Below are 26560 nucleotides of genomic sequence, written 5' to 3'. Positions count from 1 at the left end.
ATAAATAATTAAACCTAGAGAGTACAAAAAAAGACGATAGTCGTCATACTATCGTCTTTAGAATATAAAATTCTATTTATCGACAGGTATCACTTATAAGCATGCCAAATAAACTTTCAGTTTACTGGCTATTCAACTTATTGATTAGATACCTGCTACACTCACAAAAAAATCCCCATTCATCTAGGTTTTATTTATTCTCACTGAGAATATAGCAAGATAAACTGTATTTGTCAACTAAATTTATTTTCTATTTAAGAAACGCTCAGGCTAATTTAAAAGTACTTTTTTGCAGCTATTTGTTTTGGAACACACTCCTACAAAATAGGCAAAATCCAATTGATCCATATCCAGCTCAGTGGCATGATGATAATCATTGCTGGAATCATGTCGGCAGTTGGAAACATTTTTACTTTAATCATCCGAAATCCAGTTGCTAACATTAAGAAGCCTCCGCATGCCTTGAAATCAAGAATCATATCAGGGGTGGTCAAAGGATAAATAAATTTTGCTAATAAGAATAAAATATAAAAGAAAATAAACTGCGGGATGGCAATAATAGAGACTACATAACCTAAATTACAAGCAAAAATTACTGCAGTAAAAAAATCTAGAATGGACTTAGAAATTAAAACAGTATTGTCTCCAGTCATTCCTGCATCCAGACTACCATAAATCCCTGTTCCGCTGGCACAAAAAAGAACAATAATAGTGACTAAACTATTAATAAATTCCTCATCCGATATTTTTAGATTTTCATTTGGGAATAACTTTGAAATTGGTTGCTGCATCAACTTTGCACCTTTATTAATATATTCTCCTAAGTGAATAATTAAACCAATTCCAGTTCCAATTACTAATGCAAAAATCACGGCAGGCATATATTTCATAGGTCCAATGGAATAGATTCCCATTCCCATAGAACATACCCCAAAAATTAATGTAATGTCAGTTTTAAATCCTTCTGACAGTTTGTTTCCTATTAATCCTCCTAATAAACCTCCTAATAAAATTGAACTTGTATTGATGATAATACCTGTTGGCATACAAAAATCCCCTTTCTACTCATTAAAAAATTATTTCTCATATTAAAATCAAATCAACTTTATACCTGAAGTTGATTTGATTTTAATCATCATAAAAAAATAAGTGCATTATTATTTTAACAATCACTGTTACGAACAACCATTCAAATTCCGTGTTATACTATTCTTAAATGGAATAGGTAGGAGAATAGCTAGTGGATATTCATAAATTAGAGATTTTTATCGATCTATCAGAAACACTAAATTACACAGAGACAGCTGAACATCAATTTACTACTCAAGGAAATATTTCTAAAAAAATTAAAGCTTTAGAAAAAGACTTAGCCGTACAATTATTCAGACGTTCTCATAGAAAAATAACTTTGACAGAAGCTGGTATATTAGCACTTCCTTATGCAAAAGAAATAGTCATCTCTTATCACACGCTTAAAGACAACCTAAACAGTTACCAAACAGCCAAAAATCTTTCTCTGACCATTTATACACATCCTACTATGTCAAATTATCAAGGCTTTAGTTCGATTATGAACTTTTTAAAATTACATCCAGAAATTACAGTTCATTTACAAGAATTCGAAAGCAATGAGTTAGTTTCTTATCTAATAGAAGAAAAAAGCGATTTAATCTTTACTCGAATCTTTGATACTCTTGAAAAAAACTTAGAGCAAATCGTGACTGAAAATGACCAACTTGTAGCCATTTTGCCTTCAAATCATCCTTTAGCTGCTAAAAAAGAAATTTATTTAGCTGAATTACAACTTGATCATTTTCTACTATTGGGCAAAGATACCAATCTTTTGCATCCAGTTATTAATTTGTGTCATGAAGCCGGATTTGAACCGGATATCACACACGAAGGCACTAGGGTTGATTTAATCATGAATATGGTATCAAGCGATCTAGGTATTTCTATTTTAATGAAAAAAGCGGTTCAGCATCATTTAAACTCAAAAACGGTTGCCATTCCAATCAAGCCAAACCTCTTAAGTCAATTGTCGTTTATTCGCAAAAAGGGGGCTAATTCTAAAGCTTCTAATATCTTTTGGCACTATCTTCAAAATATGTATTACCACTGAGGTTCTATTCTCAGAAGCTCTTGCTTAAGAAGTCATTCTTTTAGCTACTGACGATGGATTCGATATTCGTAAATTGATTCCTGCACCAACAAATACTGGATTGCCTAAAAAATAGTGAGTTTTTTACTTCAAATCCTGTCTATTACACTGATGATAAAAAAACTATAATAGTGCAAAATACTTTAAGATTTGTGTTACTAATTCAATCGATTTATAGAAAAATAAAAAAAAGTTCAGTATCTAAATAAATAGATATTGTACTTTTTTATTACGAGATATCTCTTACAATTCTTTATATGTTATTAATTCAATAGCCTCTTTTTGGATTACCTTTTTTAATAATGGATAAATCAACATTTTAACCTCTAATACTTTTGAAACCAATAAAAAGGAATGATTCTAAATGTAAAAATCTAAGTAATCTAGATGGAAGACACTCCTGTCCACACCATCGTTATGGAGGTTTGACAGTCTTTTTATAAATATTTTTAAGAGATTATATTCCTCCTTCATACTTTCTATTGTCGTATAGAATTTTGTTTGATTCACTTCAATAAAAGTATCTTTCCTTAAGTTATTTGGTTTTTTCCCTTTAGGTCAATCAAGATAGTTGAAGTCATTTTCTGTGGTGAAAAATAAATATATCAAGCAGCGGAAAACATTCATTTAATCAAAATAACCTTGTAAAAGCCAATCAAACGTTATAATATGAACTTAAAGACACTAAACAGGAAGAGGCAACAAAATTATGGGAATTATTCAAGCAGAACCAGCTAATATAGAAGAATTAAAAATCAAAGCAAATACAAAAGACAATTGGGAAACAAGATTAGCAGCCGTTAATGAATTAGCAAACTACGATTGTCAAAAATCAAGATACATTTTAACGAAACTTGCATCAAGTGACCGTGTTTTTGCTGTTAAAGAAGCTGCTTTCAATGCTGCTCAAGCAATGGGCGTCACTAAAAAAGGTTTGCCGCTAGTGGCTAAAAGAAAAGATATCGGGTACAGCAGTAAAGACTTTGCTAAAGTTTTCAAACGTGTTAAAAGAGACACTCAAATGGAAGAATTAGATTTAGCTGTTTTCAAGAAACAATTCCAAATTGTGAGTCCTGAAATGTATGATGTGATGCAATACGAAGAACAAGAAAAATTCGATTTATGGATCAGTGCATCTTACGCAAATTTAAGCTGAATTTTGTACGTAAAACTAAGGGTACAACTACTTTCTCATTTAGAAAAAGTAGTTGTACCCTTTTTGCTTTAAAATTTGATATTTTGGACGATTATAGTTTCCTTTTTCTCAGCCTTTAACAATAGATGTATCCTGACCTCCCTATTAAAAAAAACTCTTAATCAAAAAATAAAGGAGTATATTCTTTTATTCAAATATTAATGAATTACAGCAGATATAGAATTACTTTTTGTACAGTTTTATCTTATTACCAATTTTTTTAATAGGCTTAATGAAAGCCCCTAAAATAAACTCACCTATTATTAGATAATAACAGCTGAGCTTACTTTTTATTGTTAGCCAATAAAGCCTGCAACGATACTCGTGACTAATACTGAAGTGATCGTTACCGTCGAAAATCCGGCAATAATCATTTTTGGCAAAATTTGCTCTTCTATGACTTGAACTTCTTCTTCCGTTTCACCTACGCTCTTGGCAGCTTCTTGACTTAATATCATTGTTCCCGGAAAACCATACAAAGGCGTCAAACCAACTGCAATAGACATCGGTAAGCTATACCCTAATAATTTACCCGTAATCACTGAAAATAAGATACTTCCACTCACTCCTACTAAAAATGAAAGGCTAATGGGTACAATTAATTCGAATAAGGCTTGTGGTTCAATCGTTGCTAAAGGACCAAATATAATTATCAAAAGGGCCAGCATCATTAAACCGTATGCATCGATCCCACTTAAAATATTTTGTTTCAAAATACCAGTTGCCCTTAATAGTACTCCTAATAGCAAAGCTACAATGAAAGTATTTAAAACTCCATTGGTTAGGTTATCAATATAGGTTGACACTAAAACAATTATCCCTACAATAAATAACGTCCCTGCTGTTGTTTGAAACATCTCAGGCAATTTACCCTTTCCTTCATCGTGACCTTCTTCTTTCTTTACCATTTTCAAGTTGCCTGCACGATACTCTCCTTGCAATCGACGTGCTTCTTTTCTCAAAATCAGTGATGTGAAAGGAAATCCAATTAACCCTTGTAAGGCGGAAATTAAGACTGGTAAAACGGCTGCCGACAACAAACCGGCTGCCAAGGCTGCTTCTTGAACAATAATGATAGAAATTGTTCCGCCACTTACGCCTCCTATTGCTGCAATTGCGTAGTTACGACTTTCAAATAATGGACCGATCAATAATAAAGATACCGTTATTCCTAGAATCGCAGAAATTCCTACTAGTACCGTCTTCCATTGTTGTTTCAGCTCGTCAATACTAATCATTGTACCAATATGAACAATAATAAATCCAACAATGGTCGTTCCTAAACTTAGTAATGATGAACTTTGCAAAAGATCCTCAGGCAATATACTTGTCTTAAACCCAATCAAGAAAATTAAGGAAGCTACTAGTAAGGATGAAATCAATGATTTTGTCTTTTTAGAGACAAAGTCACTAATTGTCCATACCAACATAATAACTGTAAAAGCTAAAACTGCATTCATTTTTATCACTCCTATTTTTTACTTTTTTAACCCATTGGCAAATAAGTAAAACCTAATCCGTGAACTTCTGAAACATTGTACGCAATGACAAATGCATTTTTGTCAATTTCATTAATCAATTTTTTGACTGTTGAGTACTCCTGATTGCTTAAAATGATCATTAACATATCCTTCTTTCTTCCTGTATACCCACCTGAAACAGAAAACACTGTAATCCCACGACTAATATCTTTTAGTAATTTTTCTTTAACGACATCGATAGACTGTTCGCTCATAATCAAAACGGCTGTTTTTCGTTTAAGACCGGTTTCGATATACGTCATCACGATTGAAGTGATAACTAAAGAAAAAATCGCTAATAAAAACTCTTCGACACCAAAAACAAATAAATTGAGAATAACAATAACTGCATCAGTTGCTAACAATCCAATTGAGGTATTTAAGCCAAAATACTTTTGAAAAATCAACGGCGGAATTGTCGTGCCACCACTCGAGGCTCCAATTCCATATAATATAGCTACACCTATAGCAAAAATTGCACTTCCGAAAATCACTGATAACAATCGATCAGAAGTGACCATTATCTCAGGTACTACCGCCAGAGAGATTGGTAAAAAGATGCTGCCAATTATCGTCCGGATAAAGTAGGGATTCCCTAAAAAGAAAAAAGTAATAATCAACATAAAACCATTTAGAACTGATACAATGATCGCTCGATCGATTCCAAAAACTTGTTCAGCTAAAATTCCAAGCCCACTTACCCCTCCTGCTGCAATATGATGAGGTGCTAAAAACATATTAATACTGATCCCGATTAAGGCAATAGCCACTGCAACAACAGGTGTCTGTTTTATCAACTTATTCACTATTTTAGCCTCTTTTCTTTAAAGAGTAGGCTTATAAGCTTGTTTTACTAATTCACATGATAATTCAACTGCTTTCCTTAATTCGTTGATTGGCAAGTATTCATGAGTTGTATGGATCTTTCCATATCCGATTGATAAATTCAACGCTTTTTTACCATTAGCATTAAAAACATTGGCATCACTACCACCCCCGCTGCTATCGTAAACAGCAGAACGTCCCACTTTAGAAATAGCGTATGCAGCTTGTTTAACTAAGTGATCTTCTTTCTCAAAATGATATCCAACAGACTTTGTGTCGGTTGAAAAGTTGAACTCACCACCTAAATCAATACTAGCAATTTCGAATTGGCCGATCATATGGTTAATCTGCTCTTGGCATTTTAGTTTAGAGATTGAACGCGCTTCTGCGACAATGTTTACCTTATCCGCTACAATATTACTTGCGACTCCACCATGAATTGTCCCAATATTTGCAGTTGTCTCAGAATCCAAACGTCCTAATTTCATGCTTGCTATGGCCTTTGCAGCAATTTCAATCGCTGAAATCCCTTTTTCCGGTTCTAATCCAGCATGTGCTGTAACCCCTTTGACTTCAACAGTTAACCCCATTAAAGTTGGGCTGTCCATTGTGATACTACCTACCGGACCTCCATTATCTAAAACAAAACCCTGATTTGCTGTCAACTTTGCCATATCGAAGGCATTAGCTCCTACTAGTCCGATTTCCTCGCCGGGAGTTAGAATAAATTCAATCGTTCCATGAGGAATGGCTTCTTCTCTGATTACTTCAATCAACTCCAACATAATTGCTATACCTGCTTTATCATCTGCTGCCAAAATGGTTGTCCCATCGGAATAAATGATTCCTTCCCTAATTTGAGGGTTGATTCCTTTACCGGGAGCAACTGTATCTACATGTGCCGAAAAAAACAGTGGTGCTACATCTTTTTCACCTTTCAAGGTACATAGCAAGTTGTTAGCTCCTAACCCGGTTTGCTTGAGAGTATCATCTTCAAAGACATCTAGTCCGAGACTTTCAAATTTTGCTTTAAGAAATGCTTGAAACTTACCTTCATCTTTAGCTTCAGAATCGATTTCAACTAACTCAATAAAAGTTTCAACAACTCGTTCATTCATTATTTTTTCCTCCTGATCTTTGTATAACTTACTAGCAGAATCTTTAATAAAATTTGATTTAACCATTTACTTATGATCATTTGGGTAGGTGGTTACTGCGTGTTGTGCAAATTTTGAATTCAGAATATAAATGAAGTTTTTTTATACTTTACATTATGATAGATGTCACCTTTTTTCACCATTATTCTACCTCACTATTTATGCTGTGGATTCCAATCAAATTAATTGACTTTTTCAAGTTACAATTATAAACTCGCCGTATCAAGAAATAGGAGGAGTAAACATGAAAAAGGAACGATTGAAATTTCTAGCTCAAGGAATTCTTTTGTTGATTTTAGGACTGTTATTCCTGTCAAATCCTATCCGCCAAGGCTCTTTATTTCTAATGATTATCGGAATTACACTTACTCTTATAGGAATTATCATTATCATTGATGGGATAATTTTAACGCAAGAACTCAAATACAAATTATTGCGTATAGCAGAGGGAATTTTATTTAGTGGCTTTGGTATAGTCTTCTTTTTAAGAAATCCTGCAAGAGGAGCAGCTTTAATGATTTACTTTGTTGTTATTATGATGATTGTTTTAGCCGTTGTAAATACTGTAGCTGTTTTCAAATTAAATCATAGTGTGAAGTGGGTGGCTATATTGTTAAATATTCTAGTGATTTGGTTTGGATTTCAATCCTTACTCGATCCACAATTAGCAGTAGCTATTTTCTATTGGACAGTTTCCTTTCAGCTAATTTTTACTGGTATCAACCATATCATTATGTACTTTATCATACCCGACTTATAACCTCATAAGAACTCAGACTAAATCAAGCTTTCTGACTTTATTTAGTTTGAATTCTTTTTTATTTCGTGAATATATAATGGTGGTTTTACAGTCTGCTACGATTAAGTAACAAAATAGTCAAGATTATATAGTTTGAAAAAAAATCGTCAACATGCGTAACAACAAATTTTATTGCATAGAAGAATCACTTTAAATGACAAAAAAAGCCTGATTATGGGATGATAACCTTAAAAAGGAGAATCATCCATCATGCATGAAAAATAAAAAAGAGGATTAATATGATTTAGCGACTACTATTATTCAGTTAGTGGGTGGCAAAAAAAAACATTAATAACGTTATCCATTGTGTAACGCGTCTTCGTTTTTATTTAAAAGATGACACCCAAGCAAATGAAGATGAGTTAACTCACTTAACAGGGGTTTTGAGTGTAGCAAACGCTGGTGGTCAATACCAAATAGTCATCGGAGCAGCAGTCGAGGATATCTATAAAGAGGTTATTTCTCAGATGGACCTTTCTGATGACCAATCCAACATTATGGAAACTGCAGGCACTTTATCTGAAGATAGCACGTCTTTTGAAAGAATCAAACATAGCGGTGATCAATTGATCGAAATTATAACTGGTTCAGTGATGCCTATCATCAATTTACTTGCTGATTCAGGAATCATCAAGAGTCTTCTGGCTGTATTGACTGCTTCAAATCTGGTTTCTGCTACTGGAAATGTTTATTTAATCGTTAGCGCAATGGCTGATGCAGTCTTTTATTTTCTGCCAATCCTTATCGGTTTTAATGCTGCCAAACGTTTAGGTGGGAATCCCCTGTTAACGGCCGTAATCGGCGGAATCATTATTCACCCCACTGTCCTTGAAGCTGCTAATAATGACCTGAACATCTTATCTATTGGAACATTTAGTTTCCCATATGTCGCTTGCTTTTTGTGGCATTACTGAGCCAGCCATATACGGAATTAATTTACGTTTCCGCAGACCTTTTTTATGTGCCAGTATGGCTACTAGTGCAGTGGGAGGATTTTCAACAGGTTTATTCCAAGTCAATATGTGGAGCATTATTGGATCTATCATCGGACTACCTTTTTTTATTGACCCTGCAAATGGAATCACAACGAACTTCTGGTATACCTTTTGGATAACCGCTACTACTTTGTTTTCAGCTTTTACCCTCACATATGTTTGAGGTTACAACGATTCCATGGTTATGCAAGAAAAACGCGCGGAACCTAAAAATCCAGCAAAACAAAATTTTATTTAATTTATAAAAACCTTCAATACTATTTAAAAATACGGTTTTGAAGGTCTTTTTTTCGATTAAAAATTTTTCGTGAAATTTGGTTTATTTGCGCCTGTTGATAGTGCTTGATAGTTTACTAAACTGAACGCTTATTCATTATAAAAACTATATTCTATAATGAATAGCTTAATTAACGAATCTTATTTAAAAAGTAGTTCAAGACAGCATGATCTTCAGTTAGTTCAGGGTGATAAGCCGTCACCAGTACGTTTTCTTGCTCTGCAGCTACAATTTTTTGATTGATAGAAGCTAGAACTTTTACATTTGGTCCGACAGATTGAATGTAAGGAGCACGGATAAACACCGCTTCGACTTCTTGATTGATACCTACAAAATGAAGAGAAGTTTCAAAGCTGTCTACTTGTCTTCCAAAACCATTCCGTTCTACTTCCATATCAATAAAACCCAAACGCAGATCGTCCGTGGCATGACTTTCATCCGTACTGCAGAGTATAAGACCCGCACAGGTTCCAAAAATGGCTTTTTTTTCTCTATGGAAAGAACGCAGACGGGTCTCCAACTCTTTTTCTCGAATCAATCGACCAATTGCTGTTGATTCTCCGCCTGGTATAATTAGGCCATCTAGAACATCAAAATCTTTTGCGTTTTTGACAGATACTGCATTTACTCCTAAAGCTTTTAAGGCCAGAAGGTGTTCCGTAACGGCACCTTGTAGATCGAGGACCCCTATGGTTTTTAACATACTTACCAACCTCTTTCCTGCATCCGTTCAGATTGAAGTAATTGGCTGATTTCTATTCCTTTCATCGGTTCACCTAAACCTTTAGAAAGCTCAGCTAGCAATTCATAGTCTTCATAGTTCGTAGTTGCTTGAACAATAGCATGAGCAAATTTTTCTGGTGATTCGGATTTAAAAATACCAGAACCGACAAACACACCATTTGCTCCAAGACTCATCATTAAAGCAGCATCAGCTGGTGTAGCCACTCCTCCAGCAGCAAAATTTACAACTGGTAATTTACCAAGTTGTTTTACTTCTTTTACTAATTCATAAGGGGCTCCAATCTCTTTGGCAAAAGTCATCAACTCCTCATATGACTTAGTAGAAAGTTCACGTATTTGACTATTTACTTTACGCATGTGGCGAACGGCCTCCACTATATTTCCAGTTCCAGGTTCCCCTTTAGTTCGAAGCATCGATGCTCCTTCGCCAATGCGCCGTAAAGCCTCACCTAAGTCTCGGCAGCCGCAGACAAATGGCACTACATATTCCGACTTCAGTAAATGAAAGGTATCATCTGCTGGAGTCAAGACTTCACTTTCGTCAATATAATCTACTCCCATAGCTTCCAAAATACGGGCTTCAGAAATATGTCCAATACGTGCCTTAGCCATTACAGGAATACTAACGGCATTCATGACTGCTTCAATAATAGTCGGATTGGCCATGCGGGCAACTCCACCTTCTTTGCGTATATCCGAAGGTACGCGTTCTAATGCCATGACGGCAACTGCTCCTGCTGCTTCTGCAATTTTAGCTTGTTCAGCATTTACCACGTCCATAATGACTCCGCCTTTTTGCATTTGAGCCATTCCACGTTTAACTCTCATGCTGCCAATAATGTTTTCATTCATATTAATTCCTCCTCGTATTTTTACTGCGCTAGTACTGATTAAAAGTATACGTAAGAAAAAAACATCAGACTACATCCAATTGGATTGGAAATATACCATCCAATTCGTGCTATAATAAAAAAAACATTTAAGAAAGAGGAAATAGCATGAACAAATGGAGTATTAATCAAGCTCATAGCATGCCTTTATATCAAAAAATCATGTTGTTAACGGAAGAGAAAATTAAGTCTGGTGAATTAAAACCTGGAACCCGTTTGCCTTCGGAAAGAAAGTTAGCTGAGTATCTGAAAGTAAATCGATCTACTGTCATCCACGCAATGGAGGAATTGACAGCCCAAGGAGTACTGGCAAGAAAAAAAGGGAGTGGGACCTATGTGAACCCAGACAAATGGGGATTGCAAACAAAATCTTTGATCAACTGGGGTACTTCACTCACTACTGATAGTTTTAAAAAAAAAGTGACTATCAACAGACTGTTGCCAGATTTAGGGAGCAGAAACAGGACAGAGTCATTGACTTATCCAACGGAAACTTGCCTGCAGATTTATTGCCGGAACTTCAGTCACCCAGTTTATCCTGGAAAGAATTAATCCTACAAGAAAGAAAACAGAGTCCCGACAGTGAAATGCATTCTTTAAGAGAAAGTGTTCAGTTGCATCTCAAAAAAACCTATCAAATGGAAGTTCCGATAGAAGAAATTATGATTACTTCTGGGACGCAAAACGCATTATTTCTCATTTCACAAGGATTATTAAAACCAGGAGATGCAGTTGGTATCGAAGCTCCTTCTCATTTTTATTCTCTCCGCTTATTTCAAGCAGCAGGTCTTCGTATTATACCCATTTCTATGGATACTGAAGGTATGACAATTAAAGGATTGCAAGAAGCGTCCATAAATTATCCGTTAAAAATGATATTCCTAAATCCTATTTTTCAAAATCCAACCGGATTGGTGATGAGTGCTAAACGAAAAACGGACATTCTTGATTATTGCTTGATGAAACGGATTCCCATTGTAGAAGATGACGCATATGGCGCCTTATCTTTTGATCAGTCAGTCGATAATAGTCCTTTAAAAAAGATGGATCAACAGCAACAGGTTATTTATTTAGGCACTCTATCCAAATTAGCTGGAAATCATTTGCGAATTGGTTGGATGGTCGGACCCAAGAATATATTGAAGGAACTGGCAGATATACGATTCCAAATTGAATCAGAGCTTAGTTTCCTACCTCAATTTATGGCCGATCATTATTTACGAATCGAGATGGACGAGCACCAAAAAAAGCTCAAAATTAATTTAGCGGAAAGAGCTCGCATGATGGAGAAATGGTTAAGAATAGAATTTGGAGAAGATATAGAATTTTTACCAGCTAAAGGTGGATTCCACTTATACTGCCTTTTTCCGAAAAAAACAAAAGCAGAAGTAGACAATATTTTGCAAGAGCTACTGAAAAAAAATATTATTTTTTTGGAAGTACAAAAATTCGGTGACCAAAAGAATGGATTCCGACTTAGTTTTGCTCATTTCAGGGAAAATTTTGTCTGAAATGAGCAGCAATAGGAAATAGACTAAAGGACTATCTTATCTGGTTGTTGTGATTCTACTCAATTAGAATGAAAAAACGCCGAATCAGTTGGCCCAAGAGTTTGATGCACTGAAAAGAGGCACTTCGATTTAAAGAAAGATACTGCCTATCCAAGTTATTTCTCATTCGATCATACATGTAAACGAAAAACCTACATTTGCACTTATTGTAGTCTCTCAGAAAAGATTTTTGAAGCTAGCAAACGATTAACAGAGATTTTCAAGATGCTACTCCCTGAGTTTCTATATCAAAATGTCTCGTTTGTGAATATTGCTACAAATAAAATGATGAGCAACACGTCTAACTAGTTTTGAGGCTTTGGTCATTGTAGCTACGAATCAGACAGGGTGTGAGCCTAATGGTCATTTGACGAATAAAATAACTTTAATGATTAAATAGGCATCACGCTACACTTTTGATTGATTACTAACCTTTTGTTTCGTCGTAAATTTGCAACCCACCACTATTAGTGAGATAATTAGAGTGTATTTCATACTATTTTATACATAAATAAATAGGAGGTTAGGAACATGCTGCACAAACATTTGAAAACTATCGGATTTGTCAACAGTCACAAACTCGGAGAGAAGCGGATTGCCTTACTGCCTAAAGAAATCACGCACATAAAATACCGGGAAGCTTTATATTTTGAGGAAGGTTATGGAAGTGATTTAAATATTTCGGATACTGAATATGCTGCTTTAGGTTGTCAGGTAGTTCCGCGGAGCATAGCCTTGGAACAAGATATTATTTGTGATCCTAAAATTGGAGACGCTTCCTTTTTAAAGGATCTACATCCAGGACAAACGTTATTTGGCTGGGTTCATGCTGTCCAAAATAAAAAAGTGACCAATACATTATTATCTAATGAGCTTTCTGCTTACGCTTGGGAAGATATGTATGAAGATAACCGCCATTCTTATTGGCGCAATAATGAACTAGCTGGTGAAGCAGCCGTTATGCATGCTTATCAACTAAATGGTATTATGCCTTATGACACAAAGGTAGCTATCTTAGGACGCGGAAATACCGCACGCGGAGCACAACGTATTTTAATCGGATTGGGCGCAGATGTTCGAATCTATAACCGTGATCAAGAAAAATTATTTCGGAAAGAAATGACTGAATATGATGTGATCGTCAATGCGGTCTTATGGGATAATTCTCGTGTAGATCATCTTATTTACCAAAATGATTTGAAGCGATTCAAACCTGGCACAATGTTCATTGATGTCAGTTGTGATGAACATGGAGCTATCGAGACTACTATTCCTACTTCATTAGATAATCCAATTTATGAAATAGATGGCATTGTCCATTATGCAGTTAATCATACTCCAACTATTTTTTATCGTTCTTCTTCAAGTGCTATTTCAACTGAAACCGTTAAATACATTGATGATTTGATCGAAAGCCGTCCAAATGTTATTTTAGAAAATGCTCTGATCATTGACCAAGGTCACATTATGGATAAACGAATCAATCAATTTCAACATCGATCTACACCAGATTCACTCATTGATCCAGATGAACAAAATACTGTAGCCAATCTTTAATCAAAAGACTGGCTTTATAAATTTGGTTAAAAAGCTAATAAGCCGTTAGACGTTCGGTCACTACCGAATGTCTAACAGCTTTTTTTATTAAAGATCCCATCTAGCTTTTTAATTTTAGCTAATTGAGACCATTAATAAAACAGCATCAGTCTTTTACTAGCTTATCTTCTTATTACCTAGTGTTTGTTCAAAATGGACCACGGCCCCAATCAGATTAGCATCGTTGTGAAATTTGCATACTTGAATATTCAATTTTAAGTCTTGCACGTTCTGACGTTCTAAATAATAAGACGTTCGATCATGCAAACGCTGAATAAGATCTTCACGTACAGATATGCCACCACCGATAACGACCATGTCGGGGTTAAAACTGGTAGTGAGATTATAAATTCCATGTGCCAAAGCATCAATAATGCCTTCTACATATTTCATAGCAATTGGCTCTCCTCTATTGGCTTCTTCGAAAAGGTATTTGCCATCCACCACAGTATCTAGACCGATTTCTTTCCCATAACGTTTTGCAATTTGAACTGGGCTGCCCATGTCACTTAACGTGTGAACGTCATCTAAGAGCATATAGCCAAATTCTCCTCCAAAAAGATCTCTCCCTTTGAATAATTTCCGATCAATAATAACAGATCCACCAACACCTGAGCCGATGATAAGGAATAACGCATTTTGAACATCTTTTGCGACTCCTCGCCATACTTCTGCCAAGGCAGCACAATTGGCATCATTTTCCATTGAAACAGGTACACCAAATAACTCTTCCCACTCTTTTTTAATTGAAAAAAAATGGAGATAAGGAACGGAACTGATTCCTTTGATATTTCCCTCTTGCACATCAACAGCTCCTGGAGCGCTAATTGCAACACCTTCAACTGATTTATCATTAGTAAAGTTATGGTAGATTTTTTTCATTTCTTCTTTCATATCTTTCCAATTTTCAGGTGTATAAAAAGACCCTTTATTGCTTAAATTTTCATTTTCCCATAGACCATATTTCACTGCAGACCCACCAATATCAAACACAACAATGCTCATTTGTTCACTCCCCCGTTCCTTTGGTCAAAAGCGTTATTCTTTATTCTAACAACACTTATTTAATGATGCCTTTTTTTATATTCTGTTATTGCTGCACCGATATTTATTTATCTAGAACTGCAGATTTTATCCACTACTTAGTTCCTCACTCACTATTATTCCAATATGTGCTTCATATTTAACATAGTTATCACCATTTCAACCAAGTAATGATAATAGACTAAGTTGATTCTTGATTGATTACACATTTTACTACTCTACTATAACAAAAAGTATAGTTTTTGAGAAGTAAGCGTATTTAGTTTCATTTGACAAATCAGAATATGAAAAAAAGCCTCTCAACTTTATGATAGACTTTTCTGACTGACTATGGTGACTTCTGTTTATCTACATTATTTTTTAACAGTGAACTCTAAGTTTGAGTTTAGATGCTGTTAATGATCAAATTTCTACACTCTGATTCCTATCAGCGGATCAATCATTCTTCCAATTTTATTATGCACAGGTACAATCGTAATTTTCTGTATAACGAATGGTTGCATCTATTGATTATCTGTTTTTATAATTACCCAAGTCCTTATTTAGAATAACCACTTTTCCAAAGCTGTGATTGCTTTCAATAAAGGCATGCGCTTTACTGCTATCTTTTAGTTCAAATACTTTCTCAGGTTTAACCGTTAGCTTATTTTTTTCAATAAATTGGAATAGCTCGCTCAATTTACTGCCATCGACGTTGTCTGAATAAAAACTAGTCAAATAACTATTGGCTTTAATATCTGTAATAGGGTCAAAATCTTTTAAGAACCATTGCCCGCCTAATTGTCCAGTACTACAAACGATTCCATGTTCATTAATATGATTAAAGCTATCTTTTACAGTTGCTGGTCCAATCAATTCAATAATTTTGTCATATGTTTTCTCAGTTTGCAATTGACCATTCTTATCTTCAATCACATCATCAAAACCAGTTTGAATCAACAGTTCTCTTGTAGCTAAATTTCGACTGGTTCCTTCTACATGAATTGTTTTAAATTGACTTCTTATTAGATTTAAAAAAGCAATGCCCACACCACTTGTTGCTCCACGTACTAAAATCTGATCACTTTCTTTGATCTGCAAATTTTTCATAGAACCAAAAGCAGTATAGTACGTTTCAGGAATCGTAGCTAACTCCTCCCATGAAAGATCCGTCTCTATAGGATAAATCTGTTCATTAGGAAGCAACACATATTCGGCATAGCTTCCATCAAATGATCTTCCCATTTCTCCCATGATAGAAATTACCTTTTGACCAACTCGAAATAGATTTTCATCGCTCGTTTCTTCAATAATACCCACACATTCAATGCCTAAAATACGAGGAAAATGAACGCTTGGTGATTTGCCTTCTCGAGTGAAAATTTCAGAATGATTAACGCCAAAACCCATTACTTTGACTAAAGACCACTCTTTTTTAAGAATAGGCTTTGGTACTTCTTTATAAACCAATTTTTCTGGTCCACCGGCTTCATAGACAACTACTGCTTTCATGTTAGTCCCCCAATTCCAAATTCCTTAGAGTAAACTTTTCAATTAAACGCAACACACCATTACTGCAAACACACAAGAAGATTGTTAACAGTGATCCCCATACAATTTTTACAATACTTTGCGTTCGCAAACCATCAAATAAAACAGTTCCTAAACCGCCCGCATTGATTGTAGCCGCAATTGTTGCTATTCCAATGATTGAAGTTAGCGCTAATCGAATTCCACTGAAAATCGATTTAGAGGCTAAAGGCAACTGAATTCTGAAAAAGACTTGACGATCTGTCATGCCCATCCCTTTAGCTGATTCAATAATCAATGGATCAATTTGTTTTATGCCGGTTGAAAACGTTCGTAATAGAATGTATTCACTGTATAATATTAAGACAATAATTGCAGTGTTTCTTCCTAATCCACTTAGCGGTATCAATAAAGCAAAAAAGGCATAGCTAGGGATGGAATAAAGTGCTGAAAAAAAATAAATCAAACCACTTAACCATTTACCTTTATTTAAACAAGTAAAGATGACCACCATCGCAATGAGTAAGGCAGCCATTAAAGATACTGTCACTAACTGTACATGTATCAATAAAGCTTCAATTAATCTTGTATGATAATTGATCCAGTAGTCGATCATTTTAATTCCCTCCATAAAACCTCTTCTTCATATATTGTATCTAACAACTCTTTAACAAAAGCTGTTTCAGGATTCTTAACGATATTTTTTGGTGTATCATATTGACTGATTTTCCCATCATCCATAATCATTACTTTATCCCCTAGATAAAAGGCTTCATTAATATCATGTGTGACAAAAAGGAAAGTCTTCCCCATCAACTCTTGATGAATCATTTTTATTTGTTTTTGCAACTCTTTCCGAGTAATTGCATCAACAGCACCAAAAGGCTCGTCTAACAACATAATTTGCGGATTAGCTGCTAGCGCTCTAGCAACTCCCACTCGCTGTTGCTGGCCACCGGAAAGTTGTTTAGGATATCGTTTGCCATATTGCTCATAAGGCAATTTAACTAGTTCCATCAGTTCTTTTACTCTAGACTGAATTTTATTTTTATCCCAACCAAGCAACTCTGGCACAGTTGCAATATTTTTTTCAATAGTTAAGTGAGGAAACAGACCAATTTGTTGCACCACATATCCAATATCTCTTCTCAATTCAATTAAATCAGTCTGTGCTATACTTTTCCCATTGACTTCAATTGTTCCTCCATCTGGTTCAATCAAGCGATTGATCATTTTTAAAGTTGTAGTTTTACCAGATCCTGATGAACCTAATATTGTAATAAATTCCCCAGATTCAACCTCAAAGGAAAGCTTCTCAATAATGGTTTCTGATCCAAACTTTTTTTCTACATTTTTAAACTTAACTGCTAAATTCGACACGATTTTTCGACACCTTTCTTATAATACTGTCCAAAATAAACATACTCAATAAAGAAAGAATTGTAACGGTTCCTCCACCAATCACTAACAGATCCATTCTGTATAACCCTAAACCTGTAAAAATAAGTGTTCCCAGACCACCAGCTCCAATATAAGTCGCAAGTGTAGCACTAGCAATAATTTCCACTAAAGATAATTTGATTCCGTTTAAGATGAACGGTGTCGCTAAAGGAAATTCAATTCTTTTCATTAGTTGTTTGGTATTCATTCCTAATCCTTCAGCCACTTCTTTTGTTACAGCTGGAATCTCTTTAAATCCAAGAATTGTATTTATCAAAATGGGTGGAATTCCTAAAAATACTAATGCAATTAAGGCTGGTAATTCTCCTACTCCAATAATTGGAATTAAAATGAATAAAATGGCTAAGCTTGGAATGATTCTCAACAATTGAGATGTGGTTGTAAAAAATTCTGCTACTTTTTGATGTTTGTAGCTGATGTAACCAAGTGGTACCCCAATCACCAAGCCAATCCCTAATGCGGTCAAGCTTAATTGGATATGTTGGATTAGGTACTCTCCATACTGGCTTCCATTATTGCTAAAATAATCCACTATTTGTTTAAACAAACTATATTCCCCCATAAAACTGATGCATTTTTGACCAATAAATAAACTTGTTAAAAGAAATGTTTCTATCTTCATTTTCTTACAAAAATTTTAAAATCGCAAGTTTTAGTGGATGATTGATTACTGGAAAAATAATTTCTAGAGAATCTATTTTTAAAACCTCTCACTCACTATCTATTATAAATTTTTTAAAAGAATAAAGAAGTAGGCACCTTTTTATCAGATAGTTACCTAAAGGTAACTAACCTGCAAAAGAGTACCTACTTCCCAATAACTATTTATCACGATATAATAGAATTAAGAAAGTGGGGAGTGTAATTATGAAAAAGAGAATAATGACAGGTTTTTTCACAGCAGTAATTGGATTAGTTTTAGTAGGTTGTTCTTCTACTTCATCAAGCGAAGCGATAAAAATCGGTTCAAAAGATTTTACTGAAAGCTTAGTAGTAAGTGAAATTTATGCTTTAGCATTAGAAGATCAAGATCTTGAAGTTGAAAGAATACCCAACATTGCAAGTTCAGTAATTCCTCAATCTATTGAAAACGGGGAAGTAGATCTTTATCCAGAATATACTGGAACATCTTTATTAACTATTTTTGAATTGCCTTTGCAAACCGATCCTGATGCTGTTGCAGAAACAATTCGTGAAAGTTATGAAGAAGATGGTATTCTAACTACACTTGACTATGCGGAAGCAAATGATTCTGCTGGAATTGCAATAAAGACGAGTGTATCAGAAGAATATGGTATTAAAACAATAAGTGATCTACAAGAGAATGCAGATCAAATTCGTTTTGCTTCTCAAGGTGAATTTGATCAACGCGAAGATGGCTTACCTGGTTTAGCACAAGTCTATGGGGAGTTCGACTTCCTATCAACAACCGTTTATGATAATAGTTTGAAATACCAAGTTCTAAACAGCGATGAAGCTGATGCAACTCCCGCTTACACCACAGAAGGCCAACTATCTAATACCGAAGAATTTACTATTTTAGAAGACGACAAAAATTTCTGGCCACCATACAATCTTGTACCTGTTGTTCGACAAGATATTCTAGAAACATATCCTGAAATTGAGACCATTATCAACGGTATTAATGAGAATTTAGATACAGAAACGGTTATTGAATTAAATGCTAAAGTCGATATTGATGGAGAAGACTATCAACAAGTAGCACAAGATTACTTTGATTCATTAAATTAAGAAAGCTTTATTAAAATAGTGAAGATATGACAACCATTTCAAGTTTTTCTCATTAAGACAAATTAAATATTAATTTGTTAAAATCTACAAAAAAATCATTTAAGAAATGTTATTTCTTAAATGATTTTTTTTAATGTAATTTGTTCCCCTATCACTCATTGAATGAATGGTTGGACTTAAAGACTACTCCACTTTTCGAAGACCCAATTGCATATGCTTTTCAATTGATAATGCCATATTTTTCTATCTTGCAGAAATTTTCCGTTAAGAATTTTTAGCTAATGCCTTCTATAGCTTCATGTAATTTATTAAATATTTTCGTTTCTTTCAATGACTCATCTACTAATCTAAAACGAAATTCTATCTATTAATCTTTTATTACGTAAAGAAAATCATGCTTATCGGCAGCTATTTTTATTGATTTCTATACATTATTCAGTTCTTGTGATATTAACCTTTTTCAAGGAGCAATTTAAAATAATTTGATTTTTATTTATTTTTTGTTCGTAGTTGGTGCCTTGATCCCCATTCATGCATATCATTCAGAATAGGTTCTAAAGTTCTCCCGTAAGAAGTCATGCCGTATTCTACTTTTGGAGGCACTTCCGGATACACTTTTCTATAAATAATTTCCTCTTTTTCCAATTCTCGAAGTTGCTTTGTTAGCATCTTTTGCGTTATATCGGGGATTTTTCTTTTCAATTCACTGAAACGGAGATAATCTACTGATAATAAATTAAGTAAGATTACCGGTTTCCATTTGCCAACTAGTATTTCTAATGATGTACTAATTTGACAATAATTCTGTACTTGATCTTCCACTCAATTCTCCACCTTTATCTACCTAAGTATATTTTAGGATACTATACCACTTAATAGTACCTACTTCCTTTTAAATCACTGCGTCAGTATACTATAGTCAAGAAGATACATTCAATAGAAAGAAGGATTATGAATGAAAAAAAATAATATCATTCCCAAATTTGACAAAAAAAAAGGAATGGAATTTGGATTATACTCTCTTGGTGATCATTTGATTAATCCCCACACTAATAAACAAATCTCTGCAAAGCAGCGTATTGATGAAATTATAGAAACAGCTAAATTAGCTGAACAAGCAGGATTGGATGTCTTCACTCTTGGAGAGAGCCATCAAGATAACTTCGTATCACAAGCACATGGAATTATTTTATCTGCTATTGCTCAGGCTACAGAAAAAATAAAAATATCTAGTGGTGCTACAATCGTTAGCACTTCAGATCCTGTTCGTATCTATGAAGATTTCTCAACGATTGACCTAATTTCGAATGGAAGAATGGAAATAGTTGGTGGACGCGCTTCTCGAATTGGTTTATTTGATTTGCTTGGTTATGATTTAAAAGATTATGAAGAATTATTTGAAGAAAAGTTTGAACTTCTCTTAAAAATAAATCGCGAAGAAGTTGTGAATTGGGAAGGAAAATTTCGTGCGCCCCTAAAAAATGCCCATGTACTCCCTCGTCCTTTAAAAGGCCACTTACCTATTTGGCGTGCTGTTGGGGGTTCTCTTGAAAGTGCAGAGAAAGCTGGTTTTGCTGGTGTTCCAATGTACCAAGCTCATCTAGGTGGTCCCGCAATTGTCTTTAAACGTGCACTAGATGTTTATCGTGAAGCTGCAAAATCACAAGGATATGATTCCACAACATTACCTGTAGCGACCGCCGGATTTTTTTATGTTGCTGATACATCGCAGCAAGCACTTAAAGAATATTATCCACATATCAATGAAGGTATGAAAAAAACGAATGGCCAAGGATTTCCCAAGCAAGCTTTTGCCCATTCACAAGATAAGACCAGTATCATTAATGTTGGAAGTGCTCAGCAGATTATTGAAAAGTTGTTGTACCAACATGAAATGTTTGGGCAGCAACGCTATATTGCACAAATCGATTTTGGTGGTGTGCCATTTGATAAAATTCAGAAAAATATTGAGATTATCGGAAGTGAAATACTTCCCGCAATTCGGAAATACACAGCTGAATAAAGGAGGAAAACACTCATGAAAGTTGTTTTATTGTCAGGTTCTAACATTGGAACAAAAACAAGGATTACAATGGATGCCGCAAAGCACATTATTGAAGAAAACTATCCTGGAAATGACGTCACTTTAATTGATTTAAAAGACTATGAGGTAATTTTCAGTGACGGCAGAAATTTCCTTGATTATACAGGTGATACGAACTATGTCATTCAACAGTTGATGGATGCAGATGTAATATTTATGGGCAGTCCTATTTTCCAAGCTTCTATTCCTGCCTCTTTAAAGAATGTTTTCGATTTACTTCCACAAAATGCCTTTTTATATAAAACGGTCGGCATTTTAATAACGGCTGGATCTCAAAAACATTATCTCATTGCAGAACAGCACTTAAAACCTATTTTAGGCTATATGAAAGCCATTATTGTGCCTAATTATGTATTTATCGAAGAAATTGACTTTGCACAAGGAACAATTGCTAATGATGCCATTACTTTTAGAATTGAAAAATTAATAGAAGATACTTTCATATTAGCTAGAGCTTACAAAAAAATTATCGAGGAACAAGAAGAAAGTTATGGGTTCTAGAAAAATCGAATCATTATTTTTTATCTAACTTAATTTTACAATCTACGGAAGTTGATGACAGTGCAAAGGGTATTCGAATTCAGTTTAAATAAATGGCTATTTGGGCAACTGAGATATTTTGCTAGTAGTAAGTATGATTCTATCATCACTAGCTCATCAATCGTAACATGTACAAGTCATTCGTGATCACTGCTCTGTCTTCTTTAGTCAGAAATACAGGTTGAGTGTACCACGAATGGCTTTTTTTATTTGTCTAGCTTTATTTTAAACTAGGGGTTTCTAACAATACTCAATTGATGCACTTTTTAACCTGTACAATTATTCTCCTGAATCATTATTATGCAACTAGGCAGTATGAGATAGATAGCTAACGAATAAACATGCTTGAACTAAACTAATTGAAGGATAAAATGACTTTAGTTAGAAAAAACTAATCACTAGCATCACTAGTAAATTTTCTTAGTCATGATCCAATCCGTTTGTTCGTCATCTCCCATGAAAAACGAATGCGAACTTGTATGAACAAACCCCTTATTTTTATAAAATGCCATAGCACTTAGATTTTTTTCCCAAACACCTAGCCAAATCATTTCTTTATTCTCATCACGTGCAAACTGTTCAGTTTTTTCTATCAAACTTGTCCCATACCCTTTTCTTTTACGATTGCTTCGAATATAGATTCTTTCAATTTCCAAAGCATTTTCAGCAATATCTTCTGTTTGTGCATTGCCTATGTTTAATTTTAAATAACCCACTATTACTTTGTTGTCTAATAGAAAGAAAAAAACAGAATTTTTGTTTGTGAGTTCCTTTTTGAGTTGCTCCCTATTGTAGGCATTCTCTAAATAATTTTTTAGATCTTCCTCCGTATTTTGATCCTTAAATGTATCAGTAAACAATTCAATACTGATTTTTTGAAGCAATTCTAAATCCTCTAAGGCGCATTTTTTTAATTCCATATCAACAGTCTCCTTTAATAGTTTCGCTTATTTCCTTTTTTCACATAATCCCAATCACATTCAGTGTTTTGTTTTATTTTGTTTAAAATCCGAGAAAAATTTTCGACTTCCTCATCCGATAAGTCTTTTAAAGCTACTTTATTAGAATAGTTATTTTCTTTCACAATGTATCTCGCTAACTCATCACCTTTAGCCGTAGTAAATAGTCTTTTAATTTTTTTATTCACTGAATCAGCTCTTTTTTCAATCAATTCATTTCGTTCAAGTTTTTGAATAGCTCTTGATACAGTCGTACGATCCACTTTTATGATTTCGCTCAAATTTTCCGGGATAATTCCTGGATTCTCTTTAATTCTTACCAAATAGAGGTATTGACCTCTTGTAAGATTAAGTTCTTTAAATTCTATATTGGCAATAGAGTCTAACGACCTTGCAATGACACCAATATCACGAAGAATATCTACCATTTCGTTCCCTCTTTTCATCCTTAATAATTTTTATTTTATATTATTTTTGTTGTAAATGCAACAAAAAAAGACATTCCCCAAAAACGGAAATGTCTCACATAATTAATAGAAGACAAGGTGTAGCAATTATAAAAAAGCTTTAATTTTATCCATTATTTCATAACTTTTTCTTCTTATATAAAACTCTTAGATTTTTGAGTTATACCTCTTTTTCAATCAACTAATTTTTGAGGTATTCTGACACTAGCAGTTTTCCTTTTATAAAGAGTATTTAACACTAAACCAACGATGACAACAACAATTGCTACATAAAAGGCTTTAGTATAGTCACCATTATTAGAAACTGAAATAGCTGCAGATACTTTTGGGGCAACAAAGGCTGCCGTTGAATATCCGATAAACACAATACCATAGTTGACGCCTTGGTACTTAGGTCCAAAGTTATCCATGACCAGTGATGGAAATACTCCCATAACACCACCGAAGCATAATCCTAGTCCAATAATCCCAATGGCAAATCCCAGAGTCGTTTGAAAGAGAATTAAAACAACAAACATTAGTGCAATGATACTGTATATAATAGTAATAGTATTAGACTGTCCTAGTTTATCAGAGATAGTTCCCCAGACGACCCGACCTAATGTATTGCTTAGTGAATAAAGGCTGACATAAAATGCGGCTGTTGCTGCGGTTAAACCAAAGGTAGATTGACCAATAGCCGCTGCATTAGAGGCAATCATTAGACCAGAAAAAGCTCCGGTTGCAAACATCAAGATAATCAGATAAAAATTGGTCGATTGAATCATTTCTTTCCAGTTTTTACTGCTGTTTTTCAATGGCAAGACCGTATTTTTTTTCACTGCCGCCTTACTTAGCATACTTTCTTTTGGTGCAACTTTAATAAACAAACTACACATAAATCCAATCAGAATATAAGCTGTTCCCATCCAAACAAACGCTGTTCCTACACCTCTACTTTGAATCAATTGATTAGCAATAGGAGCTGCTATGATAGCTGCGCCTCCCATTCCGGCAGTGATCAACCCAGAAGCCAACCCTTTTTTGTCAGGGAAAAAACGAATGGTATTGCTTAAACAACCAGAATAAGCAAATCCTTGTCCGAATCCGGCCAACACACCATAGTAAAGATACAATTGGAATAAACTAGTTGCTGTACCTGTTAAAGCAAATCCAGCTCCAAATAATACCACTCCAACCATAATGCTCCATTTAGACCAACCTTTATCAGTTAAAAACCCCCCAAGAACCATAGGGATCGGTCCTAAAGCCGCATTGATAGCAAAGGCTGTCATTACTTCTCCCATTGTCCAACCATTTGCTTCAGATAATGGTCCTGCTAAAACACTAAATGCATAGATGGCACCTGTACACATTAAAATTCCCATTGAACTAACTAAGACTACCCACCGATTTGGTACTTTAGACATGAAGTAATAGCTCCTTTTCTGTATTAGCTAAGATAATATCTTTTAATCCGCCCCATTTTTCTTCAAACATAGTTTTATCCATTTCTTTTAAGTTGTTTGCAATTAAAGGAGTGAAGTCCATTTGTGCTAAAATATCTTGTTCTAAATCGATTCCTGGTGCTATTTCAATTAAACGCAACATTCCATCTTGTAAATCAAATACCGCACGTTCCGTTACGTATATAACTTCTTGGTCAGTACTTGATGCATATTGTCCACTAAAGGTAATTTGTTCGACATTTTTCAAGAATTTCTTTACGCGACCTTCTTGTACTATTATTAATTTACCCTCTTTCACTTCTTCTTTTAAACCACCTGCTGTGAAGGTACCTGCAAAAACTAATTTTTTAGCGGCTTGAGAAATATTGATAAACCCACCACAACCTGCTACCCGACCACTAAATTTTGACACATTCACATTTCCAAATTGGTCAGTTTGAGCTAATCCTAAAACGGATAAATCTAAGCCGCCACCATCATAAAAATCAAATTGAGAATGATGATCAACGATTGCCTCACTATTATAAGCATGCCCAAAATCTTTTAGTCCGGCAGGAACACCTCCGACTGATCCGGCTTCTGTTGTTAAATTCAACTGGTCGCTAACTCCTTCTTCTGCAGCTACTGTTGCTACGTTTACAGGAATACCTACTCCTAGATTCAAAATGGTTTCTGGCACCAGTTCAGCAGCCGCACGTCGAGCGATTATTTTTCGTTCATTTAATTTTAAAGGAGCAACAGAATCTAGTGGAACTTTTATTTGACCTGAAAAAGCTGGTTCGTATTGTGTATTCTCTGTTTGAAAATGATTTTCAGGTTGTGAAACGACAATATAGTCAACCAATATACCTGGAACTCTTACATCTTTAGGATTCAATGTGCCTGCAGCAGCTAGTGATTCCACTTGAGCAATCACGATTCCTCCTGAGTTTTTAGCGGCTTGAGCAACAGGCAATACTTCCATATGCAGACCTTCTTTTTCTAATGTAAGATTGCCTTTTTCGTCTGCAACGGTCCCTCTGATTAAACCAACGTCAACAGGAAAGCTTTTATAAAATAACCATTCATCTCCTGCAATTTCAACTAATTCTACTAACTCCTCAGTTGTACAGTCCGATATCTTCCCTCCTTCTAAGCGAGGATCTACAAAAGTACGCATACCTACTTTTGTAAATAATCCAGGACGTTTGGCAGCTATTTCGCGGTATAATTGCGCAATGACTCCTTGAGGTAAATTATAGGCTTCACATTTATTTTCCATGATCAAATCGCTAATTTGAGGAGAAGCATTTACGATTCCACCAATCCACCGTTTGATTAATCCCTCATGTGCCATGTGGCTCATCCCTTTTGTTCTACGATCTCCAACTGCACTTGCATGCATAACGGTTAAACTTTTTGGTTGTGCTTCCTCTTTAAACCGATTTTCGATAGCTATCAACATCTCTTCATTTACACATGACATCCCAAAACCCGTTACTGCTACCGTGCTATTGTCTTTAATTAATTTTGCAGCTTCCGCTGCTGTAATTACTTTTGTCATAATGGTCAGCTCCTATTTGTGATT

General features: G+C 34.8%; 26 protein-coding genes. 10 read left to right on the top strand and 16 right to left on the bottom strand.

The annotated features are described in order from the left end of the window. Positions 1-317 precede the first annotated feature (317 nt). Positions 318-1046, bottom strand: coding sequence for a DUF554 domain-containing protein (locus BP17_RS01650; RefSeq protein ID WP_035051163.1), 729 nt, complete (start codon positions 1044-1046; stop codon positions 318-320). 194 nt (positions 1047-1240) lie between these two features. Between BP17_RS01650 and BP17_RS01645 the strand changes: the two genes are divergently transcribed. After that, positions 1241-2122: a LysR family transcriptional regulator gene (locus BP17_RS01645; RefSeq protein ID WP_035051162.1), complete on the top strand. Its 882-nt coding sequence runs from the start codon at positions 1241-1243 to the stop codon at positions 2120-2122. Positions 2123-2870: 748 nt separating this feature from the next. Continuing rightward, positions 2871-3317, top strand: a complete 447-nt coding sequence (locus BP17_RS01640; protein WP_034546576.1) for a hypothetical protein — start codon at positions 2871-2873, stop codon at positions 3315-3317. Between the two features lie 335 nt (positions 3318-3652). Here the strand turns inward: BP17_RS01640 and BP17_RS01635 are convergent, their stop codons facing one another. From BP17_RS01635 to BP17_RS01625, 3 genes are read right to left on the bottom strand one after another with little or no spacing between them, the layout of a single operon-like run. Next, on the bottom strand, positions 3653-4816 hold the full coding sequence (locus tag BP17_RS01635) for a hypothetical protein (RefSeq protein ID WP_035051160.1): 1164 nt from the start codon (positions 4814-4816) through the stop codon (positions 3653-3655). Between the two features lie 26 nt (positions 4817-4842). Beyond that, positions 4843-5682 (bottom strand): YitT family protein, encoded by an 840-nt coding sequence (locus tag BP17_RS01630; protein WP_051910407.1) that lies wholly within the window; start codon positions 5680-5682, stop codon positions 4843-4845. An 18-nt stretch (positions 5683-5700) separates the two neighbouring features. Further along, positions 5701-6819, bottom strand: a complete 1119-nt coding sequence (locus BP17_RS01625; RefSeq protein ID WP_035051159.1) for a M20/M25/M40 family metallo-hydrolase — start codon at positions 6817-6819, stop codon at positions 5701-5703. Positions 6820-7102: 283 nt separating this feature from the next. On the opposite strand from BP17_RS01625, the gene BP17_RS01620 reads away from it, so the two are divergent. Then, positions 7103-7618, top strand: a complete 516-nt coding sequence (locus tag BP17_RS01620) for a DUF308 domain-containing protein (protein WP_035051158.1) — start codon at positions 7103-7105, stop codon at positions 7616-7618. Between the two features lie 311 nt (positions 7619-7929). Beyond that, complete coding sequence (locus BP17_RS13510; RefSeq protein ID WP_035051157.1) at positions 7930-8571, top strand: PTS transporter subunit EIIB; 642 nt, start codon at positions 7930-7932, stop codon at positions 8569-8571. A 488-nt stretch (positions 8572-9059) separates the two neighbouring features. Here BP17_RS13510 and pdxT read toward each other — a convergent pair whose 3' ends face one another. Both pdxT and pdxS read right to left on the bottom strand, forming a co-directional pair. Continuing rightward, complete coding sequence (pdxT, locus tag BP17_RS01610) at positions 9060-9632, bottom strand: pyridoxal 5'-phosphate synthase glutaminase subunit PdxT (protein ID WP_035051156.1); 573 nt, start codon at positions 9630-9632, stop codon at positions 9060-9062. A gap of 2 nt (positions 9633-9634) precedes the next feature. Further along, positions 9635-10525 (bottom strand): pyridoxal 5'-phosphate synthase lyase subunit PdxS, encoded by an 891-nt coding sequence (gene pdxS, locus BP17_RS01605; RefSeq protein WP_035051155.1) that lies wholly within the window; start codon positions 10523-10525, stop codon positions 9635-9637. A 146-nt stretch (positions 10526-10671) separates the two neighbouring features. Here pdxS and BP17_RS13610 point away from each other — a divergent pair, with 146 nt between their 5' ends. The 3 genes from BP17_RS13610 to BP17_RS01595 all read left to right on the top strand — a co-directional run bounded on the left by BP17_RS13610 (position 10672) and on the right by BP17_RS01595 (position 13670). Further along, positions 10672-11115 (top strand): GntR family transcriptional regulator, encoded by a 444-nt coding sequence (locus tag BP17_RS13610; RefSeq protein ID WP_232219583.1) that lies wholly within the window; start codon positions 10672-10674, stop codon positions 11113-11115. Beyond that, on the top strand, positions 11058-12074 hold the full coding sequence (locus BP17_RS01600; RefSeq protein ID WP_332248686.1) for an aminotransferase-like domain-containing protein: 1017 nt from the start codon (positions 11058-11060) through the stop codon (positions 12072-12074). The genes BP17_RS13610 and BP17_RS01600 overlap by 58 nt, the downstream gene beginning before the upstream one ends. 570 nt (positions 12075-12644) lie before the next feature. Further along, positions 12645-13670: a N(5)-(carboxyethyl)ornithine synthase gene (locus tag BP17_RS01595; protein ID WP_035051154.1), complete on the top strand. Its 1026-nt coding sequence runs from the start codon at positions 12645-12647 to the stop codon at positions 13668-13670. A 156-nt stretch (positions 13671-13826) separates the two neighbouring features. On the opposite strand, the gene BP17_RS01590 is transcribed toward BP17_RS01595, so the two are convergent. The 5 genes from BP17_RS01590 to BP17_RS01570 all read right to left on the bottom strand — a co-directional run bounded on the left by BP17_RS01590 (position 13827) and on the right by BP17_RS01570 (position 18285). Next, the gene (locus BP17_RS01590) at positions 13827-14714 is read right to left on the bottom strand and encodes an ROK family protein (protein WP_035051152.1); all 888 of its coding nucleotides are present in this window, start codon (positions 14712-14714) and stop codon (positions 13827-13829) included. Positions 14715-15263: 549 nt separating this feature from the next. Further along, positions 15264-16244, bottom strand: coding sequence for a zinc-binding alcohol dehydrogenase family protein (locus tag BP17_RS01585; RefSeq protein ID WP_035051151.1), 981 nt, complete (start codon positions 16242-16244; stop codon positions 15264-15266). A gap of 1 nt (position 16245) precedes the next feature. Next, the gene (locus BP17_RS01580) at positions 16246-16878 is read right to left on the bottom strand and encodes an ABC transporter permease (protein WP_035051150.1); all 633 of its coding nucleotides are present in this window, start codon (positions 16876-16878) and stop codon (positions 16246-16248) included. Then, positions 16875-17645, bottom strand: a complete 771-nt coding sequence (locus tag BP17_RS01575; RefSeq protein ID WP_408605790.1) for an ABC transporter ATP-binding protein — start codon at positions 17643-17645, stop codon at positions 16875-16877. Before BP17_RS01575 ends, BP17_RS01580 begins: the two co-directional genes overlap by 4 nt. Next, positions 17623-18285, bottom strand: a complete 663-nt coding sequence (locus BP17_RS01570; protein WP_035051148.1) for an ABC transporter permease — start codon at positions 18283-18285, stop codon at positions 17623-17625. The genes BP17_RS01575 and BP17_RS01570 overlap by 23 nt, the downstream gene beginning before the upstream one ends. Before the next feature lie 302 nt (positions 18286-18587). Between BP17_RS01570 and BP17_RS01565 the strand changes: the two genes are divergently transcribed. Beyond that, positions 18588-19475, top strand: a complete 888-nt coding sequence (locus tag BP17_RS01565) for a glycine betaine ABC transporter substrate-binding protein (RefSeq protein WP_035054990.1) — start codon at positions 18588-18590, stop codon at positions 19473-19475. 489 nt (positions 19476-19964) lie between these two features. Here the strand turns inward: BP17_RS01565 and BP17_RS01560 are convergent, their stop codons facing one another. After that, positions 19965-20297, bottom strand: a complete 333-nt coding sequence (locus tag BP17_RS01560; RefSeq protein WP_035051147.1) for a winged helix-turn-helix transcriptional regulator — start codon at positions 20295-20297, stop codon at positions 19965-19967. Between the two features lie 133 nt (positions 20298-20430). Here BP17_RS01560 and BP17_RS01555 point away from each other — a divergent pair, with 133 nt between their 5' ends. Beyond that, a complete protein-coding gene (locus BP17_RS01555) occupies positions 20431-21498 on the top strand; it encodes an LLM class flavin-dependent oxidoreductase (protein ID WP_035051146.1) in 1068 nt (355 codons plus the stop codon). 15 nt (positions 21499-21513) lie between these two features. Beyond that, positions 21514-22080, top strand: a complete 567-nt coding sequence (locus tag BP17_RS01550) for an NADPH-dependent FMN reductase (protein ID WP_035051144.1) — start codon at positions 21514-21516, stop codon at positions 22078-22080. A 446-nt stretch (positions 22081-22526) separates the two neighbouring features. On the opposite strand, the gene BP17_RS01545 is transcribed toward BP17_RS01550, so the two are convergent. The 4 genes from BP17_RS01545 to BP17_RS01530 form a co-directional block, all read right to left on the bottom strand. Then, positions 22527-23039 carry a GNAT family N-acetyltransferase gene (locus BP17_RS01545; RefSeq protein WP_035051143.1) on the bottom strand — a complete coding sequence of 171 codons (513 nt, stop codon included), beginning with the start codon at positions 23037-23039 and terminating at the stop codon, positions 22527-22529. Between the two features lie 14 nt (positions 23040-23053). After that, the gene (locus BP17_RS01540; RefSeq protein WP_035051142.1) at positions 23054-23506 is read right to left on the bottom strand and encodes a MarR family winged helix-turn-helix transcriptional regulator; all 453 of its coding nucleotides are present in this window, start codon (positions 23504-23506) and stop codon (positions 23054-23056) included. 212 nt (positions 23507-23718) lie between these two features. Next, complete coding sequence (locus BP17_RS01535; protein WP_035051141.1) at positions 23719-24954, bottom strand: L-lactate MFS transporter; 1236 nt, start codon at positions 24952-24954, stop codon at positions 23719-23721. Further along, positions 24947-26536, bottom strand: a complete 1590-nt coding sequence (locus tag BP17_RS01530) for an acyl CoA:acetate/3-ketoacid CoA transferase (RefSeq protein WP_035051140.1) — start codon at positions 26534-26536, stop codon at positions 24947-24949. Before BP17_RS01530 ends, BP17_RS01535 begins: the two co-directional genes overlap by 8 nt. Positions 26537-26560: the final 24 nt, after the last annotated feature.

It is taken from the genome of Carnobacterium pleistocenium FTR1 (genome assembly GCF_000744285.1).
Classification (GTDB): domain Bacteria; phylum Bacillota; class Bacilli; order Lactobacillales; family Carnobacteriaceae; genus Carnobacterium_B; species Carnobacterium_B pleistocenium.
This window is presented reverse-complemented; position numbering and strand designations above follow the sequence as displayed.

Bases quoted from the DNA above. Each gene is read 5' to 3' on its own strand.
- BP17_RS01650 (WP_035051163.1), bottom strand. From the start codon at position 1,046: ATGCCAACAGGTATTATCATCAATACAAGTTCAATTTTATTAGGAGGT.
- BP17_RS01640 (WP_034546576.1), top strand. From the start codon at position 2,871: ATGGGAATTATTCAAGCAGAACCAGCTAATATAGAAGAATTAAAAATC.
- BP17_RS01635 (WP_035051160.1), bottom strand. From the start codon at position 4,816: ATGAATGCAGTTTTAGCTTTTACAGTTATTATGTTGGTATGGACAATT.
- BP17_RS01625 (WP_035051159.1), bottom strand. From the start codon at position 6,819: ATGAATGAACGAGTTGTTGAAACTTTTATTGAGTTAGTTGAAATCGAT.
- BP17_RS01620 (WP_035051158.1), top strand. From the start codon at position 7,103: ATGAAAAAGGAACGATTGAAATTTCTAGCTCAAGGAATTCTTTTGTTG.
- pdxT (WP_035051156.1), bottom strand. From the start codon at position 9,632: ATGTTAAAAACCATAGGGGTCCTCGATCTACAAGGTGCCGTTACGGAA.
- pdxS (WP_035051155.1), bottom strand. From the start codon at position 10,525: ATGAATGAAAACATTATTGGCAGCATGAGAGTTAAACGTGGAATGGCT.
- BP17_RS13610 (WP_232219583.1), top strand. From the start codon at position 10,672: ATGAACAAATGGAGTATTAATCAAGCTCATAGCATGCCTTTATATCAA.
- BP17_RS01595 (WP_035051154.1), top strand. From the start codon at position 12,645: ATGCTGCACAAACATTTGAAAACTATCGGATTTGTCAACAGTCACAAA.
- BP17_RS01590 (WP_035051152.1), bottom strand. From the start codon at position 14,714: ATGAGCATTGTTGTGTTTGATATTGGTGGGTCTGCAGTGAAATATGGT.
- BP17_RS01585 (WP_035051151.1), bottom strand. From the start codon at position 16,244: ATGAAAGCAGTAGTTGTCTATGAAGCCGGTGGACCAGAAAAATTGGTT.
- BP17_RS01580 (WP_035051150.1), bottom strand. From the start codon at position 16,878: ATGATCGACTACTGGATCAATTATCATACAAGATTAATTGAAGCTTTA.
- BP17_RS01570 (WP_035051148.1), bottom strand. From the start codon at position 18,285: ATGGGGGAATATAGTTTGTTTAAACAAATAGTGGATTATTTTAGCAAT.
- BP17_RS01555 (WP_035051146.1), top strand. From the start codon at position 20,431: ATGAAAAAAAATAATATCATTCCCAAATTTGACAAAAAAAAAGGAATG.
- BP17_RS01550 (WP_035051144.1), top strand. From the start codon at position 21,514: ATGAAAGTTGTTTTATTGTCAGGTTCTAACATTGGAACAAAAACAAGG.
- BP17_RS01545 (WP_035051143.1), bottom strand. From the start codon at position 23,039: ATGGAATTAAAAAAATGCGCCTTAGAGGATTTAGAATTGCTTCAAAAA.
- BP17_RS01540 (WP_035051142.1), bottom strand. From the start codon at position 23,506: ATGGTAGATATTCTTCGTGATATTGGTGTCATTGCAAGGTCGTTAGAC.
- BP17_RS01535 (WP_035051141.1), bottom strand. From the start codon at position 24,954: ATGTCTAAAGTACCAAATCGGTGGGTAGTCTTAGTTAGTTCAATGGGA.
- BP17_RS01530 (WP_035051140.1), bottom strand. From the start codon at position 26,536: ATGACAAAAGTAATTACAGCAGCGGAAGCTGCAAAATTAATTAAAGAC.